This is a genomic window from Streptomyces sp. NBC_00102, from assembly GCF_026343115.1.
GTDB lineage: Bacteria > Actinomycetota > Actinomycetes > Streptomycetales > Streptomycetaceae > Streptomyces.
Genome location: NZ_JAPEMC010000001.1, coordinates 1,487,652 through 1,503,237, shown reverse-complemented (window position 1 = coordinate 1,503,237; position 15,586 = coordinate 1,487,652). Strand labels below are relative to the sequence as shown.

Genomic DNA, 15,586 nt, shown 5'->3' with positions numbered 1-15,586 from the left:
CCCGTATCGCACGAGGGAAAAATTCGATGGAATACACGCGTCTCGGAAAGTCCGGCCTGGTCACCTCGCGGCTGATCATCGGTTGCATGAGCTTCGGCGAGCCCGATCGCGGAACACATCCGTGGTCGACCGGAATCGACGGGGCACGGCCGGTCGTCCGGGCGGCGCTCGACGCCGGAATCAACACCTTCGACACCGCGAACGTCTACTCCGCCGGGTCGAGCGAGGAAATCATCGGGGCCCTGATCAAGGAGTTCGGGGTGCGCGAGGAGGTCATTCTCGCAACCAAGGTGAACGGTCGGATGGGCCCCGGTCCCAAGGGCGGCGGGCTGTCGCGCGGCGCGATCCTGAGCCAGGTCGACGAGAGCCTGCGCCGCCTCGGCACGGACTACATCGACCTGTACCAGATCCACCGCCTGGATCGTTCCGTGCCGCTGGAGGAGACCCTCCAGACGCTGGACGACCTGGTGCGTTCCGGGAAGGTCCGCTACATCGGTGCCTCCTCGATGCACGCCCGCGAATTCGTCCGGGCCCAGTACACGGCGGACCTGCACGGCTGGACCCGCTTCGTCTCGATGCAGGACCACTACAGCCTGCTGATGCGCGAGGAGGAGCGCGAGATGCACCCCTTCTGCATCGAGGAGGGCATCGGCGTGATCCCGTGGAGCCCGCTGGCCCGTGGCCGGCTGGCCCGCGAATGGGGCACGGTGACCCACCGGCTCCGGACGGACGAGCCGGGTTCCACCTACTACAACCAGGCGGTGGAGTCGGACCGCGCCCTCGTGGAGGAGGTGGGCGCCGTCGCGGCCGAACGGGGAATCACCCGGGCGCAGGTGGCCCTGGCCTGGAACCTCCACAAGCCCGCCGTCAGCGCGCCGATCGTCGGCGTCAGCACGGTCGAGCAGCTCCAGGACCTGGTGGGGGCGGTCGACGTCAAGCTCGACGACGAGGAGATCGCGCGCCTGGAGGCGCCGTACACCCCGAGGCGCCCGGCCGGCTTCTGAACCGTCGGCCCCGAGCCCCGTCCGGAAATCCCGTCCGGAAATCCCGTCCAGGAATTCCGGCCGGAAGCTCCTTTCCGGAAAACCGTGCACCCGGCATTCCCGGGGCGTGGCTTTTCCATGCCCGAAAACTCTTTCACCGGTCCGAATCATAAATGTGCGAGGAATTATGATTCGGGCCGGTGCGAGGCTGCCTCGGTCTTGTGTGCGGGGTATTGAGGAAATAGAGTTCGACGCGGCGCGGCGGGCATCGCAAGAAATGCGGATCAATGCATCGGGGCCCGCTTCCGCCGGATCACGGAACAATGAGGAGGAATCGCTCGCATGGCCAATCCCGAGACGCGCGTCATACACCACCCCGACCAGCTGATCGACCCCGAAGCCGCCGAGAAGAAGCGCCAGTCGGGCGCCCTGTTCATCGATGTGCGCCGGAACCGCCCGGACGCTCCGAAGGGCGACATCGAAGGCGCGGTGAAAGTGGGCAAGGAGCGCGCCGACGAGCTGCTCGACCCCGAATCGCCGAACCTGATCCCGCAGCTCTCCGGCCTGTCGGAGGACAGCGAGATCGTAGTCTTCTGCAACTCGGAATACGGTTCGGACCCCATCATCGAGAAGCTGAACGCCTACGGGTACGGCAACGTCACCCACGTACGGGGCGGCTTCGCCCGCTGGCAGGCCGAGGCGCTGCCGACCGTCGATCCCTTGCCGGCCGCCGAAGCGCGGCCCGCCGGAGACCGGTAGTGGCCGCCGGGCCGCCGCGGCGGATACACCTGGCGATGTCGGTCGGGCGGCCCGCCGGACAGCTCTGGCGGCGGAAGGACAGCCGCATCGAGGAGGCCTTCTCGCTCCCTCTGCTCACCGAGGTCGCCCGGGCCGCCGAGGACGCGAAGTTCGACGCGCTGTTCCGCGCCGACAACATGCGCCTCGACCCCTCGCGGGTACGGGCGAGCGGCCCGCCGCACTACCTGGAGCCGATGGTCGTGCTCTCCGCGCTGATGGCGCGCACCGAGCACATCGGCCTCATCGGTACGGCGTCGACCACCTTCAACGCGCCGTACACGCTGGCCCGCCAGTTCGCCTCCCTGGACCACCTCAGCGGTGGTCGCGCGGGGTGGAACATGGTCACCTCCACGGTCGGCGAGGAGAACTACGGCGACCAGCCGCTGCCTCCCAAGGCCGTCCGGTACGCCCGCGCCAAGGAGTTCGTCGACGTCGCCATCGGTCTTTGGGAGAGCTGGGAGCCCGACGCGCTGGTCTTCGACCGTGAGGCGGGCGTCTTCGCGGACGAGGCGAAGATCCGCACGCTCGGCCATCACGGCGAGCACTTCCAGGTCGCCGGCCCGCTCAACATCCACCGCCCGCCGCAGGGCCGGCCGGTGCTCGTCCAGGCCGGCCGCTCCGAGGAGGGCCGCGACTTCGCCGCGGGCTACGCCGACGTCGTCTTCGCCGCGGCCGACGACGTCGGGAGCGCCCAGGCGTTCTACGCCGACATGAAGGCCCGCGCCAGGCGCAAGGGCCGCGACCCGGAGTCGCTGAAGATCCTGCTCGGCACCCATGTCGTCCTCGGCGCCACCGAGGCCGACGCGCGGGCCCTGGAACGCGAATGGGTCGACGGCATCGACATCGACAAGGCCGTCGCCTACCTCCAGACGGTCGTCAGCCCGTACCTGCGGCTCGCCGAACTCCCGCTCGACGCGCCGATTCCCGTACCGCTGCTCGACGAGGCCGAGGCGCTCCGCGACGAGCGGTACCAGCGGGGCGCGGCCTGGCTGCGCACCCATCACGGGCAGACCGTGCGGCAGTTGGCGATCAAGCACCGGCAGAACAGCCTGCACCTCGGCTTCACCGGCACCCCCGAACAGGTCGCCGCCGAGCTGGGCGAGCTCTTCCGGGAGAGAGCGGCGGACGGCTTCGTGCTCTCGCACAGCCATCTGCCGGAAGGGCTCGACCTGTTGACCCGGGGCGTGGTGCCGGCGCTGCGCCGGGCCGGACTCTTCCGGCACGACTACGAGGGCCCGACCCTCAAGCACCACCTCGGCATCGCCTGACGCCGGGACGGTCCCCGGCGCCGCGCGAACCAGTGCTCCGGACGGCGTGCGCCCCACGGGCCGCCTCCGGAGCACTCGTTGCGGTGAGTAAATGACTCATTGCACACCGCTCGCGACCCGTGGGCGCTACCGTGGTCGCCGTGGACGATCTCGACGCCGACGAAGCCGACAAATGGCCCCTCCCGCCCCCCTGGATGTGGGACTGCGGAGACTGCGTGACCCTGTACCGGCGGATGAGAGAAGCGCCCGAACTCGCGGCGGCGGCACGGGAAGAAGTGGGTCCCGGCATCGACTGCGACCCCTTCGACCAGGTGATCACCACGCAGATCCGGCTCTCCCAGCACATCGCCAACCAGCACACCGCGGACGTCCCCGCCACCGTCCCGTCGTGCGGGCGGTGCGCCTCGGACGCGGTGTCCACGACGATGCCCCGGGCACTCGTCCTGGAGCACCGGGCCCGTCATCTGGTGGTGCCGCCCAGCATCGTGGGCGGCATCTGAGAGCCGGGGCGGGACTTCAGGCGCGCGGCCCGGGTCAGGCGTCCTCCTCCGGCAGCGCCGGGCCGAATCCGACCAGCCCGAGCCGCTGGGTCGCGCGGGTCAGCGCCACGTACAGGTCGTTGACCCCGCGCGGAGAGGCGGTCCTGATCCGTTCCGGTGCCACGACGACCACCGAATCGAACTCCAGCCCCTTGGACTGCCGGGCGTCCAGGATCACCACCGGGGCCGCCAGATCGGGTTCGGTTCCGTACGAGGCACCCGGCAGGGCCTCGGCCAGCTCGGTGTGGAGCTCCGGCGGCGCGATCACCGCGAGGGTCCCCTCGGCCCGGGCCTCGCGGGCGACCGCCTCGGCCGCCACGCGTACCAGCTTCTCCGGCTCCGCCGTCAGGGTCCACGGCTCGACGCCGGTGGAACGCACCGAGCGGGGCGGCTCGAAGGAGGGGTCGGTCTCCCGCCGCACCTCGGCGGCCGTCTCCATGATCTCCTTCGGCGTACGGTAGTTGACGTCCAGCCGGGTGTGCTCCCAGCGGTCGCCGACGTACGGCCCGAGGATGCCGGACCAGGAGTCCGCCCCGGCCACCGAACCCGTCTGCGCCGGATCGCCGACCAGCGTCATGGAACGCGTCGGGCAGCGGCGCATCAGCAACCTCCAGGCCATCGCGGAGAGTTCCTGCGCCTCGTCGACGATGATGTGGCCGAAGGCCCAGGTCCGGTCGGCGGCGGCACGCTCGGCGGCGCTGCGGTGGTCCGCCTCCTCCTGGCGTTCGGCGAAGCGTTCGGCGTCGATGATGTCGTGCGCGGAGAGGATCTCCGCGTCGTCCTCGTCCTCGAAGTCGGTGGAGCGCGAGCCCTCGGAGAGGTCCAGGACCCCCTGGGCGTACGCGATCCGCCGGCGGCGCTCCGCCTCCTCGGCCGCCCGCTGGGCGCTGTCGTCCTCGCCGAGCAGCTCGGCGGCCTCGTCGAGCAGCGGGATGTCGGCGGAGGTCCACTCCGTGCGGTCCGTCAGACCGGTGGGGTCGGTGTCGTCGCGGCGGATCGACTCCGCCTCCCCGGCCGGGAGTCCGGTGGGCGCCGCGAGATACCCGGCGAGGAACTGCTCCGGGGTGAGACGGGGCCAGAGGCCGTCGATCGCCGCGTGCACCTCCGGATTGTCGGCCACCTCCTCGCGCAACTGCTCGACGTCGGAGGGGTCGAGGAGGTTGGGGCCGCCGAGCGGGTCGGCCCCGATGCGGTCGGCGAGCTGCCGGGTCAGCGCGTCCACGATCCCCGAGGCGAACGGGCGGCGGGCGAGGTTGTGCGGCAGCCCGGTGTTCCGGGCCAGGGCCCGGACGCGCCGGACCGTGTCGGGTTCGAGGGACAGGGTGTCTCGCTCGTGGGCGATCCCGACCGGGGCCGCGGGCAGCCGCTGCCGGTCGGCGACCGCCCCGCGCAGGACCTCGGCCATCCGGGCGGCGCCCTTGACCGCCGCGGCCCGCGCGGTGTCCGTGCCGGTGGCCCGTACCCCGGGGAAGAGCTCGTCCGGGGTGGCGAGGAGCACCCCGGTCTCGCCCAGGGAGGGCAGCACATTGCCGATGTAGCCGAGGAAGGCCGGGTTGGGGCCGACGATCAGTACCGCGCGGCGGGCCAGCTGCTCGCGGTACGCGTACAGGAGGTACGCGGCGCGGTGCAGGGCGACCGCCGTCTTTCCGGTGCCGGGCCCCCCTTCCACCACGAGCACACCCCGGTGCGGGGCGCGGATGATGCGGTCCTGCTCGGCCTGGATGGTCCGCACGATGTCGGTCATGCGGCCGGTGCGGGTGGCGTTCACGGCGGCCAGCAGAACGGCGTCGCCGTTGGGATCCTCGTGACCCGTGCGGTGCGCGGGCGCCGTCTCGTCCAGGTCCAGGATCTCGTCGTGCAGGGCGGTGACCCGGCGTTCGCGCGTGGTCAGGTGTCTGCGGCGCCGAAGACCCATCGGGGTGTGGCCCGTGGCCAGGTAGAACGGGCGGGCCACCGGGGCACGCCAGTCGATGAGCAGTGGGGTCCGCGCCTCGTCCTCGTCACGGATGCCGAGCCGGCCGATGTGGTGGTGCGTACCGTCGCGGAGGTCGATGCGGCCGAAACAGAGTCCGTCCTCGACGGCGTTCAGCGTGGCGAGGCGGTCCGACTGCTCGGCGACCGTGACGTCCCGCTCCAGCCGGGCCTGGCGGCCGTGCACGGGCTGCCCCAGCGAGCCCCGCACGGCGCCCTCGGCCCCGTCCCGCAGGGCGTCGAGCCGTTCGTGGAGCAGGGTGACGAATTCCTGCTCGCGAACCATTTCCTCGCTTGACAATGTGACTCCATAAAAGTTAAGATGAGCCCTGTGAATTTCTCCCGTGGTGACGTGCAAAGATGACGCGCCGAAATCACGGGAAACATTCAGTTTAAACAGTGGGACGCCCCGGACGCCAATGCGACGGGGTATTTTTGTGCGCCCGTCCCGTTACCGCCCGGTTCTCGCGCGGCTCTCGCCACGTTCCCGTCCCGCCGTCGTCCGCGCGCCCGCCGCGGCGGATGCGGTCCGGTGCGCCCGGGGCGCGGCGTAGCCTTCCGGCATGGATGCTTCCGCCGAGACCCCGTCCGGTACGGACCCGGCCGTCCCGGGGCCGCGCCCCGCCGCCCGGCCCGCTCCCCGGTCCGCCGCCGACGGTCCCATGGCCGCGCCCGAGGTCACCTACACCGAGTGCCGCCGGTGCGGCACGCTCATCGCGGGCCTGGACGGGCGCTACGCCTGCCCGGGGTGCGGGTGGGTCAACGACCACTCGGAGGGGCACCGCGCGCTGCCGACCGCCGAGGACGACCCCGACTTCCCGGGACGCGCGGTCACCCGGCGCGGTACAGGGGCGGACCGGACCCGGGGCACGGCCCACCGCCGCACCGCGCCGGAGGCGTAGACGGACCGGAGGCGGCGGGTCAGGGGCGGAGGCGGCGGGTCAGGGGCGGAGGCGGCGGGTCAGGGGCGGAGGCGGCGGGTCAGGGGCGGTGGTGCCGCGCCCCGTCGACCAGGGCGGCGAAGCCGTCCAGGAGGCGTTGCAGACCGAACTCGAAAAGCATGTCGAGATCGAAGTCGTAACCGGCTGCGGCGATGCGCTCCAGCGTCGGAAAAGCTCCGGCCGACAATGCCTCCCGGAGTTGTGATTCCTGCGTGTCCATCCACTCGTCGCTCGTCAGGCCGGTGAATTCCTCGGCGACGACTTCGGGCTCGATATTGATCGCCGTTCCCCGCACGTAATTGAACAGGGTGATGTGGATCGTGAAGTGCGTCTGCCCGTCGAGCCCGCGCCCGTCCAGGGCCTGAAGCACCCACTCGGTGAAGGGCAGCGCCCCGGTGAGAAGTTGGGGCCGGGTCACCGACAGTGCGGGGGCGAGCCACGGATGGCGGCGGAAGGTCTCCCACAGCAGCCGGGCGGCGAGTTCCAGCCGCTCCCGCCAGCCCGCCGGGTGATCGGCGGGGAAGCGCCACCCGGAGCAGGCGGCGTCCATCATCAGTGTCAGCAGTTCGTCCTTGTCGGCCACGTGCCGGTAGAGCGACATGGTCGCCGCTTCCAGCTCGTTGGCCACCCGCCGCATCGAGACCGCCTCCAGCCCTTCGGCGTCCGCGACCGCGATGGCCGTGGCGACGATCCGTTCCCGGGAGAGCGGGGCGGCGGCTCCTCCCGGCACAGGGGGTGCGCCCGGAGTCGTACCGGGGGCCTTGGGGGCGGACCGGGCCGGGGGAGCGGCCGGGGCCGGGCGCCGCGTTCCGGCGGCGCTCCCGACCACGGTGCCCACGCCGGACACCGGCCGTACCAGCCCCTCGTGCCGCAGCTCGGCGATGACCTTGGTCGCGGTGGCCATGGCCACCCCCCACTGCCGGGCGATCTCCCGGGTGGAGGGGATGCGGTCACCGGGGCCGAGCTCCCCGGACTCGATCCGCCGCCGCAGAACGGCGGCGATCCGGCGGTACGGAGGCTCCTGAGGCACCGTCCGCCGCGGTTCCCCGCGTGATTCCAGCTGCCGGCCCATGACGCCTCCGCACTAGTGCACCTGTGAGGTTCGCACTGTACTGCCCGGCTGCGACGGAAGGCGCGGGTCTTCGCGAACGCGCCCCGAAGGGCAGTGCACTAGGGCCATGCGTACTAGTGCACTAGGCGGTAGATCCCCTTATTCTTCGGTGCTTTATTGGTTGCGTGGTGTGCTGCGTACGCCGTACATTCACGGGCATGAGAAGAAAAGACGTACTCATCTCCGGCGCCGGTATCGCCGGTCCGGCCCTCGCGTACTGGCTACGCTCGGCGGGTTTCGAGGTCACGGTCGTCGAGCGGGCCCCGGCGCCCCGGCCGGGCGGGCAGACCGTGGACCTGCGGGGTGCGGGCCGGGAGGTGATCAACCGCATGGGGCTCATGGACCGGGCGCGGGCGGTCGCCGTCGAGCAGCGCGGCCTCGCCATGGTGGACGCCCGGGACCGGGTCACCGCCGAGATGCCGGCCTCCGCCTTCGACGGGGAGGGGATCGTCTCCGAGATCGAGATCCTCCGGGGCGACCTCGCCCGCCTCCTGCACGACGCGACCGCACCGGCTGCGGGGACAGCGCCGGGGACAGCACCGGGGGCTGCCGCCTCCATCGGCGTGGAGTACCTCTTCGACGACACCGTCACCGCGCTCGCCCAGGACGACGACGGCGTCACGGTCACCTTCGAGAACTCCGGCCGGCGCCGTTTCGGGGTGGTGGTGGGCGCCGACGGGCCGCACTCCATCGTCAGGGCCCTCGCCTTCGGACCGGAGTCCGACTTCGTGACCCCGCTGAACTGCTGGACCGCCTGGTTCACGGCCCGGGACGACTGGGACCTCGGCGGCTGGTTCCGGATGTTCAACGCCCCCGGCGGGCTCGTCGCGTCCGCGCGCCCCGGCCGGCTCCCCGGCGAGATCAAGGCCGGACTCAGCTTCCGCGCCGAGCCCTTCACCTACGACCGCCACGACGTCGGCGCCCAACAGAGGCTGATTACCCGCCGGTTCGAGGGCGTGGGGTGGGAAGTCCCGCGCCTGCTCGCGGCGATGCGCTCCTCGGAGGACTTCTTCTTCGACTCCCTGGGGCAGGTGCGCCTCGACAACTGGTCGCGCGGCCGGGCGGTGCTGCTCGGCGACGCGGGCCACTGCCCCTCGCCCCTCACCGGCATGGGCACGAGTCTCGCCCTCGTCGGCGCTTACGTGCTGGCCGGCGAACTGACCACGCCCGGCGCCACCCACCTCGACGCCTTCCGGAACTACGACCGGATCATGCGCCCCTACGTCACCCGGGCGCAGCAGCTCCCGCCCGGCGGCGCCGGCGGATACGCACCGAAGGGCGCGCTCGCCATCCGGCTGCGCGCCGCCTCGATGCGGTCGATGAACCGCTGGCCCATGCGGCAGGTGCTGGCCGCGCAGTTCGCCAAGGCCGGGGACATCGATCTGCCCGCCTACCCCCACCTCGCGGCGGGGGCCGGGCCCGGCCTCAACTCTCCCGCGGGTACGCCGTCTCGTACGCGGCGCTGAACAGCGCCTTCACGTCGTGCCCCGACAGTCCCTCGGTACGCGCCTGGGCCAGCCACGCGTCCAGGGACGTACGCAGCGGAGAGTCCGGATCCGACTGCGGCCGGGCGAGGTTGCGGGTGACGAAGGTGCCCGCCCCCTGGCGCACCTCGGCGAATCCGAGGCGCTCCAGTTCCCGGTACGCCTTGAGGGTCGTGTTGGGGTTGACCTTGGTGGCGGCGGCCACCTGGGCCGCCGTGGGCAGCTTGTCCCCCTCCTGGAGGGCGCCCATCCGCAGGGCCTGCTCGACCTGGTGCACGATCTGCAGGTACGTGGCGATGCCGCTGCGCCGGTCGATGCGGAAAACGACCACTGCTCTTCACCTTTCCGCTCGACTGAGGAGACTTTACGGACACGGAGGGGGCTCCGTCACAACGGGCGTCGCGAGACACGCCAGACCACGAAGACCGTGAGGACGACCGTGGCGGCGAGCAGGATGCCCGCGCCGGTCCACTGCATGGAGGGCATCTGGTCGTAGTCGAGGTACTCGACGACGTTGTTGACGATGCCGTGCTGCTTGAGGCAGGCGTTCTGCGCGGCGTCGGTGGCCTCGACGCAGGTGCCCCAGCCGTAGAGCGTGCCGTCCGCGGCGCCGACCCAGCTGTCGAGATCCTGGCGCCCGGGGATGTTGGGAGGCTCTCCGTTCAGCGGGTAGGTGAGCCGATGGCTGGTGCCCAGGCCGTTGCGGATCTGGTCCCAGACGACGTTCGTGAAGGCGGAGAAGCCGAGGGTGACCGCCATGGACAGCATCACCCGGCGCAGCAGGACCCCGATCGTGACGCCGGCCGCCGTGAGGAAGAGACAGAACGCGGGCAGCACCGGGCCGGTGTTGTCGAAGACCGTCGCGTCCAGCCAGGCGGACGGGAAGACCGTGCGGTACGGCTTCCACCATGAGGTGTAGAGCGCGGAGAGCACCAGACCGGCGACGAGGGCGATGCCGTACCCCACCGTCAGCTTGGCGATCAGCCAGCGGCGGCGCGGTACCGACTGGGTGGTGACGAGTTGGGCGGTGCCCTGCTCACGGTCGGCGGAGATCAGCGGGGCGCCGACGAAGACGCCGAGGAGCACCGGGAAGGCGCCGAGGGCCAGCAGGAGATAGGTGGACAGCTGTCCGGTCCGAAGCGGTGTCGTCAGCTCCTTCTCCGGCCAGCCCGCCGCGTTCAGCGTGTCGGTCATCTCCCCGCGCAGGTGGAGGATCGCGGCCGAGCCGAGGACCACCAGCGCGAGCACGGAGTACAGCGTCGCCCGGTGCTGACGCACCATGAGCCAGGTCAGACCGCGCAGCGGGCCGCGCCGGACGGTGCCCGCCCCCGTGGTGGGGCCGGTCAGGGTGGTGGTGGTCATGATGCGGAGATCCCCTCGGCGTCGATGCGGGCACCCGGAGTGAGGAGCGCGGGCGCGTCCGGCGAACGGAGGTGGGCCAACAGCACCTCCTCCAGGCTCGGTTCGCTGATCTGCCAGTCGCCCGTGAGCGGCCCGTCGGGGCGTACGAGCGCCTGGAACTGGCGGCCTTGTACGCGGGACTCGATCACGGTGTGGCGGGTCAGCTCCGGCGGCAGCCCGCCGTCCGTCGCCAGCCCGGTCACCAGGGCGTGGGCGGGCACCAGCGTGTCGGTGTCACCGGCCATCCGGAGCCGGCCCTCCGACACCACCAGCAGGTAGTCGCACATCTCCTCCAGTTCGGCGAGCATGTGGGAGGACATCAGGACCGTGGTGCCGCGTTCGGTGGCCTCCGACATCAGCAGGGTGCTCATCTCGTCGCGCGCCAGCGGGTCGAGGTCCGACATCGGCTCGTCGAGCAGCAGCAGGTCCGGGCGCTTGCCGAAGGCGAGCGCGAACGCGACCCGGGTGCGCTGGCCGCCGGAGAGCGTGCCGACGCGGGCGTCCAGCCGGACCCGGCCCGAGCGGACGATCCGTTCCGCCGCCGCCATGTCCCAGCCGGGGTTGAGCTCGGCGCCCATCCGCAGCGTCTCGGCCACCGTGAACCGCTTGAAGAGCGGCTTCTCCTGGCCGAGGAAGGCGAACCGGGGCATGGCCGAAGCGTCGTCGGCCGGGATGCCGAAGAGCTTCAACCCGCCCTCGGTCGGGCCGATCTGCCGGGACGCGATCCCCAGCAGGGTGCTCTTTCCGGCGCCGTTGGGTCCGACGAGACCGCAGATCCGGCCGGCCGGAAGCCGGAAGGAGCAGTCCCGCAGGGCCCAGCCGCGGCGGTACCGCTTGCCCAGACCGCGGGCCTCCAGGGCCCACTGCTCGGAAGTCTCGCTCGGTGTGCTCGGGTGTTTCACGCCTCGCCCCAATTCCATGAGTCAATTAATGGAATAATCGACTGAGGGATGGGGGGCTGTCAAGGCGGGTTCCCGCCGCGGCGGTTCGGGGCGTACCGCCGCGGCCGGAAACGCCGATCGCCCGGAACGCGGGGCGTCCGGGCGATCGGTGAAGCAAGGTCAAGCGGTGGGTCGGGGCGGTAGGTCAGACGAGCGGCGGCCGGCCGAGCCGGGTCATCCGCCACACCGTGCGCCAGCGCATCGGGTTGCGGGGGCCGCACGGGGTGCGCAGGCCCTCGGCGAAACCGCCCATCCAGGCCTTCAGCCCCTTCGCGGACCGGGTCCTGGCGAAGGTCAGCAGCGTCCAGACGCCCAGGTAGAGGGGGATCAGTGGCGCAGGGAGATTGCGGCGGGCCAGCCAGACCCGGTTGCGCGCGGTCATCCGGTAGTAGACCGCGTGCCGGGCCGGCGAGGTCTTCGGGTGCTGGAGCAGCAGATCGGGCTCGTAGAGAATGTTCCAGCCGCCGTCGAGCGCCCGCCAGGAGAGGTCCGTCTCCTCGTGGGTGAAGAAGAACTCCGCAGGCCACAGGCCCGTGCTCGCCAGCATTTTCATCGAGAAGGCGTGCGCGCCTCCGAGGAAGGCCGTGACGTGCCCGCGCCGCATCGGGTCGGAGGCGCGCAGCCGCGGAATGTGGCGGCGCTGCGTCTCGCCGTGCTCGTCGGCGATCCGGAAGCCGACGATGCCGAGGCCCGGGTCGGCGGTGAACAGGTCCTGCACCGTGCTGAACACGTTCTTCTCGACCAGCAGGCCGTCGTCGTCCAGCTCGATCACCACGTCCACGTCGCCGAGTTCGGCGAGGCGGGCGAGCCCCACGTTCCGGCCGCCGGGGCAGCCGAGGTTCTCCTCGTTCTCGATCAGGGTCACCCCGCCCTCCAGGTCCTCCAGGCCGGGGAAGGCGGAGAAGTCCGGAAGCTTCGTGCCGTTGCCGATGACGACGAGCCGCGTGGGCCGGACGTCCTGCATGGCCACCGACGCGAGGAGGGCCTCCACCGCCTGCGGGCGGTCACCCATGGTGACGATGGAGACACCGATGCGTGGTGCGAGGGTTGCGGATGCGGACAAGATCGGTACTCCCGTGCTCGGCTTCGGTGTCCGCGATCGTACGCCCCGGAGTTGGGCTGCCCGACGCCGAACCGTCGTGTGGATGCCGAGTGGTGTTCACCGGCCGCGCAGAGCGCCGACCTGCACCGTCCCGGACCCGGCCCCGGAGGGGCGCGTCGCAGGACAGCATGCCCACGCCCGCGGCGGGACGCCGCGGAGCGGCACCGGGGCCGTCCCCCGTACGGACGCGGGGCACGGCCCCGGTGAGGGGTGGGGAAACGGGGGATCAGCGGATACGGGTCCCCGCGCCGCTCACCCGGACGCGCGCGTCGCCCGGGCGCAGCTCCACGGTGAGGGTGCCGGGGCGGCCCATGTCCGCGCCCTGGTGCAGGGTGAGCACCGCCTCCTCCGGGACGAGGCCCAGCTCACGCGCGTACGCGCCGAAAGCGGCGGCGGCCGCACCCGTCGCGGGGTCCTCCACCACACCGCCCACCGGGAACGGGTCGCGGACGTGGAACACCCGCTCCGACTCCCGCCAGACCAGCTGAAGAGTCGTCAGATCCAGGCGGCGCATGAGGGATTCGAGCCGTGAGAAGTCGTAACTCAGGTCCGCGAGGCGTTCGCGCGTCGCGGCGGCCAGCACCAGGTGACGGGCTCCGGCGAACGAGATACGCGGCGGCAGCGCCGGGTCCAGGTCGGCGGCCGGCCAGTCGAGCGCGGCCAGCGCCTCCGCCAGATCCGCCGGTGCGATCTCCGTCACGTGCGGCACCACGCTGGTCAGCGTGGCCCGCAGTGCGCCGTCCCGCAGCTCCACCGTGACCGGGACCGCGCCGGCCCGCGTCAGGAACTCCAGGTCACCGGGGCCGTCGCGTTCCGCGAGCGCCAGCGCCGTGGCGACCGTCGCGTGCCCGCAGAACGGCACCTCGGCCTTGGGGCTGAAATAGCGGACCGTGTAGGACCGCTCCCCGGTCGCCTCGGTCAGGAACGCCGACTCGCTGTAGCCGAGTTCTGCGGCGATCGCCTGCATCCCGGCGTCGTCCAGGGCTGACGCGTCCAGGACCACGCCGGCGGGGTTGCCGCCCTCCCGACGGGTGGAGAAGGCGGTGTAGTGCAGGACCTCGGCGGGGGAGTCGGCGCTCATGCAGCGCTCAACCGGGCGCAGCGCCCGCGTATTCCCCCCTCGTGTGCGGGGCGCCCGTCCTCGGCCCAGCGACTCCTCGACGAGATCGGCGGCCCGCAGGGTGCCGCCCTCGGACCGTGCCGCCGCCCGGAGCTCCGCCGAGCGGCGGGCCACCTCCGGGTCGGTGAGGAGCCCGTCCAGCGCGGTCCGCAGGGCCTCGGCGGTGGCGTCCTCGGTGTCGATGCGGCGGGCCACGCCCAGTTCCACCAGACGGTCGGCGTTCATGAACTGCTCGGCCCCCTGCGGTACGGCGATCATGGGGACCCCCGCGAGCAGCCCCTCACCGCAGCCGCCCATCCCCGCGTGGGTGACGAAGGCGTCCGCCTGCTCCAGGATCTCCCGCTGCGGCACCCAGCGGTGCACCTCCACATGGGGCGGGATGCCGCCCAGCTCCGCGAGATCGGTGTACTTCCCGATCTGGAGCACCAGGTGCAGGTCCGGCCGCCCGCCGAAGGCCGCCAGGCACCGGCGGTAGAACTCCGGCCGGTGGGTGTACGCGGAGCCGAGGGAGACCAGCAGCACACGCTCCGCGCCGGCCGGGCGCGTCCAGCTCCCGCCGCCGCCCGGGCCGGTGTCCCGTGAGTCGTTCTGCGGGCGAACGCAGGTGCCCACGAACGTCACCCGGTCCGTGTCCACCCGGTCGGCGTGCGGCTGCATGGCCCGGGGGATCAGGGCCAGGGCCCGTTCCGGGCGGCCGGAGAACGCGTCCATGTCGGTGGTGGTCGCCCCGCATCCGGCGAGCCACCGGGTGAACTTCGCCCGGTAGGCATCCGCGCCCGGCAGCCGCCACAGGTGCGCCCCCACCTCCTCCTCGTACCCGTCCCAGCCCACCAGGGTCGGCGAGAGCTGCAGCACCGGACGCCGCTGGGACTCGGCGAGCGCCCGCCCGGCGTAGGCGCCGATGTCGTAGAGGTAGAGGTCGGCGGGATCGTCGTCGTAGAAGGCGCGCAGTTGCGGGAGGGCGCGCACGGCGTCGTCGAGGAAGAGCTCCATGGCGGCGATGGGGTCGTCCGGCCAGGTGTTGTCGGCCACCGGCAGCCCGGAAACGCAGGGCACCGGTTCCGCGCCGGTGGGGGCGATCAGCTCGGCGACCGCCGGATCGTTGGCGTACGTCACCCGGTGCCCCCGGGAGACCAGCTCGCGGATGATCTCCAGGCTGGGCAGCACATGGCTGACGGCGGGAATCCCGGCCATCGCGATGTGGGCGCGGCGACGGGGCATCAAGATCACACCTTCCGTTTCCGTGGTGGACGGGCATCGTCGATCGTCATGCGTCGTACGGACCCGGCGCGGCGGCTTCCAGGTCCGCGACGCTGCCCGACATGACCGTCCGGATGTGCGCGGTGAGGTGCTCGGCGGGCCAGTCCCACCACGCCACCGCGAGGAGCCGGGCGATGTCCTTCTCGCCGAAACGGGTGCGCAGGAGGCGGGCCGGGTTCCCGCCGACGACGCCGTAGTCGGGCACGTCCGAGGTGACCACCGAGCCGGCGCCGATGATCGCCCCGTGCCCGATCCGTACGCCAGGCAGCACCGTGGCGCCGTGGCTGAACCAGACGTCGTTGCCGACGACGGTGTCACCCCGGTTCGGCAGGCCCCCCAGCAGGTCGAAGTGGTCGGACCAGGAGCCCCCCAGGGTGGGAAAGGGGAACGTGGAGGGGCCGTCCATGCGGTGGTTGGCGCCGTTCATGAGGAACCGCACCCCGGTGCCCAGGGCGCAGAACTTCCCGATGACCAGCCTCTCCGGCCCGTAGTGGTAGAGCACGTTGCGGGTCTCGAACGCCGTCGCGTCGTCCGGGTCGTCGTAGTAGGTGTACTCCCCGACCTCGATCAACGGGGACGTCACCAGGGGGCGGAGCTGCACCACCCGGGGCTGTCCGGGCATCGGATGGAGCACGGTCGGGTCGGCGGGTACGGGCACGTCGGGCTG

At 71.9% G+C, this 15,586-nt stretch carries 14 protein-coding genes and 1 pseudogene; 6 read left to right on the top strand and 9 right to left on the bottom strand.

Annotated features, from left to right (window positions below; all coding sequences use genetic code 11):
* Window positions 1–26: 26 nt before the first annotated feature.
* The 4 genes from OHA55_RS06655 to OHA55_RS06640 all read left to right on the top strand — a co-directional run bounded on the left by OHA55_RS06655 (window position 27) and on the right by OHA55_RS06640 (window position 3,549).
* Window positions 27–1,004, top strand: coding sequence for an aldo/keto reductase (locus tag OHA55_RS06655; protein ID WP_266703715.1), 978 nt, complete (start codon window positions 27–29; stop codon window positions 1,002–1,004).
* Between the two features lie 321 nt (window positions 1,005–1,325).
* The gene (locus tag OHA55_RS06650; RefSeq protein WP_266703713.1) at window positions 1,326–1,742 is read left to right on the top strand and encodes a rhodanese-like domain-containing protein; all 417 of its coding nucleotides are present in this window, start codon (window positions 1,326–1,328) and stop codon (window positions 1,740–1,742) included.
* Window positions 1,743–1,777: 35 nt separating this feature from the next.
* Window positions 1,778–3,049 carry an NtaA/DmoA family FMN-dependent monooxygenase gene (locus OHA55_RS06645; protein WP_266703711.1) on the top strand — a complete coding sequence of 424 codons (1,272 nt, stop codon included), beginning with the start codon at window positions 1,778–1,780 and terminating at the stop codon, window positions 3,047–3,049.
* Between the two features lie 140 nt (window positions 3,050–3,189).
* The gene (locus OHA55_RS06640) at window positions 3,190–3,549 is read left to right on the top strand and encodes a hypothetical protein (protein WP_266703709.1); all 360 of its coding nucleotides are present in this window, start codon (window positions 3,190–3,192) and stop codon (window positions 3,547–3,549) included.
* Window positions 3,550–3,583: 34 nt separating this feature from the next.
* On the opposite strand, the gene OHA55_RS06635 is transcribed toward OHA55_RS06640, so the two are convergent.
* Window positions 3,584–5,845, bottom strand: coding sequence for an ATP-binding domain-containing protein (locus OHA55_RS06635; RefSeq protein WP_266710449.1), 2,262 nt, complete (start codon window positions 5,843–5,845; stop codon window positions 3,584–3,586).
* A 277-nt stretch (window positions 5,846–6,122) separates the two neighbouring features.
* Here OHA55_RS06635 and OHA55_RS06630 point away from each other — a divergent pair, with 277 nt between their 5' ends.
* Complete coding sequence (locus tag OHA55_RS06630) at window positions 6,123–6,461, top strand: hypothetical protein (protein ID WP_323180371.1); 339 nt, start codon at window positions 6,123–6,125, stop codon at window positions 6,459–6,461.
* Between the two features lie 79 nt (window positions 6,462–6,540).
* Here the strand turns inward: OHA55_RS06630 and OHA55_RS06625 are convergent, their stop codons facing one another.
* Window positions 6,541–7,530: a TetR/AcrR family transcriptional regulator C-terminal domain-containing protein gene (locus tag OHA55_RS06625; protein ID WP_266703707.1), complete on the bottom strand. Its 990-nt coding sequence runs from the start codon at window positions 7,528–7,530 to the stop codon at window positions 6,541–6,543.
* Between the two features lie 239 nt (window positions 7,531–7,769).
* Here OHA55_RS06625 and OHA55_RS06620 point away from each other — a divergent pair, with 239 nt between their 5' ends.
* Window positions 7,770–9,077, top strand: a complete 1,308-nt coding sequence (locus OHA55_RS06620; RefSeq protein WP_266703705.1) for an FAD-dependent monooxygenase — start codon at window positions 7,770–7,772, stop codon at window positions 9,075–9,077.
* Here OHA55_RS06620 and OHA55_RS06615 read toward each other — a convergent pair.
* The 7 genes and pseudogenes from OHA55_RS06615 to OHA55_RS06585 form a co-directional block, all read right to left on the bottom strand.
* Window positions 9,037–9,426, bottom strand: coding sequence for a GntR family transcriptional regulator (locus OHA55_RS06615; protein WP_266703703.1), 390 nt, complete (start codon window positions 9,424–9,426; stop codon window positions 9,037–9,039). The genes OHA55_RS06620 and OHA55_RS06615 overlap by 41 nt on opposite strands.
* Window positions 9,427–9,482: 56 nt before the next feature.
* Entirely contained in the window at window positions 9,483–10,457 is a 975-nt protein-coding gene (locus OHA55_RS06610; protein WP_266703702.1) for an ABC transporter permease subunit, read from the bottom strand.
* On the bottom strand, window positions 10,454–11,416 hold the full coding sequence (locus OHA55_RS06605) for an ABC transporter ATP-binding protein (protein ID WP_266703700.1): 963 nt from the start codon (window positions 11,414–11,416) through the stop codon (window positions 10,454–10,456). The genes OHA55_RS06610 and OHA55_RS06605 overlap by 4 nt, the downstream gene beginning before the upstream one ends.
* 166 nt (window positions 11,417–11,582) lie before the next feature.
* Complete coding sequence (locus OHA55_RS06600) at window positions 11,583–12,500, bottom strand: glycosyltransferase (protein WP_323180370.1); 918 nt, start codon at window positions 12,498–12,500, stop codon at window positions 11,583–11,585.
* A gap of 265 nt (window positions 12,501–12,765) precedes the next feature.
* Window positions 12,766–13,620 (bottom strand): PhzF family phenazine biosynthesis protein, encoded by an 855-nt coding sequence (locus OHA55_RS06595; RefSeq protein ID WP_266710446.1) that lies wholly within the window; start codon window positions 13,618–13,620, stop codon window positions 12,766–12,768.
* A gap of 66 nt (window positions 13,621–13,686) precedes the next feature.
* Window positions 13,687–14,880 (bottom strand): annotated as a pseudogene (locus OHA55_RS06590) (macrolide family glycosyltransferase); the annotation flags it as partial.
* Between the two features lie 46 nt (window positions 14,881–14,926).
* Entirely contained in the window at window positions 14,927–15,577 is a 651-nt protein-coding gene (locus OHA55_RS06585) for a CatB-related O-acetyltransferase (protein ID WP_266703698.1), read from the bottom strand.
* Between the last annotated feature and the right edge of the window lie 9 nt (window positions 15,578–15,586).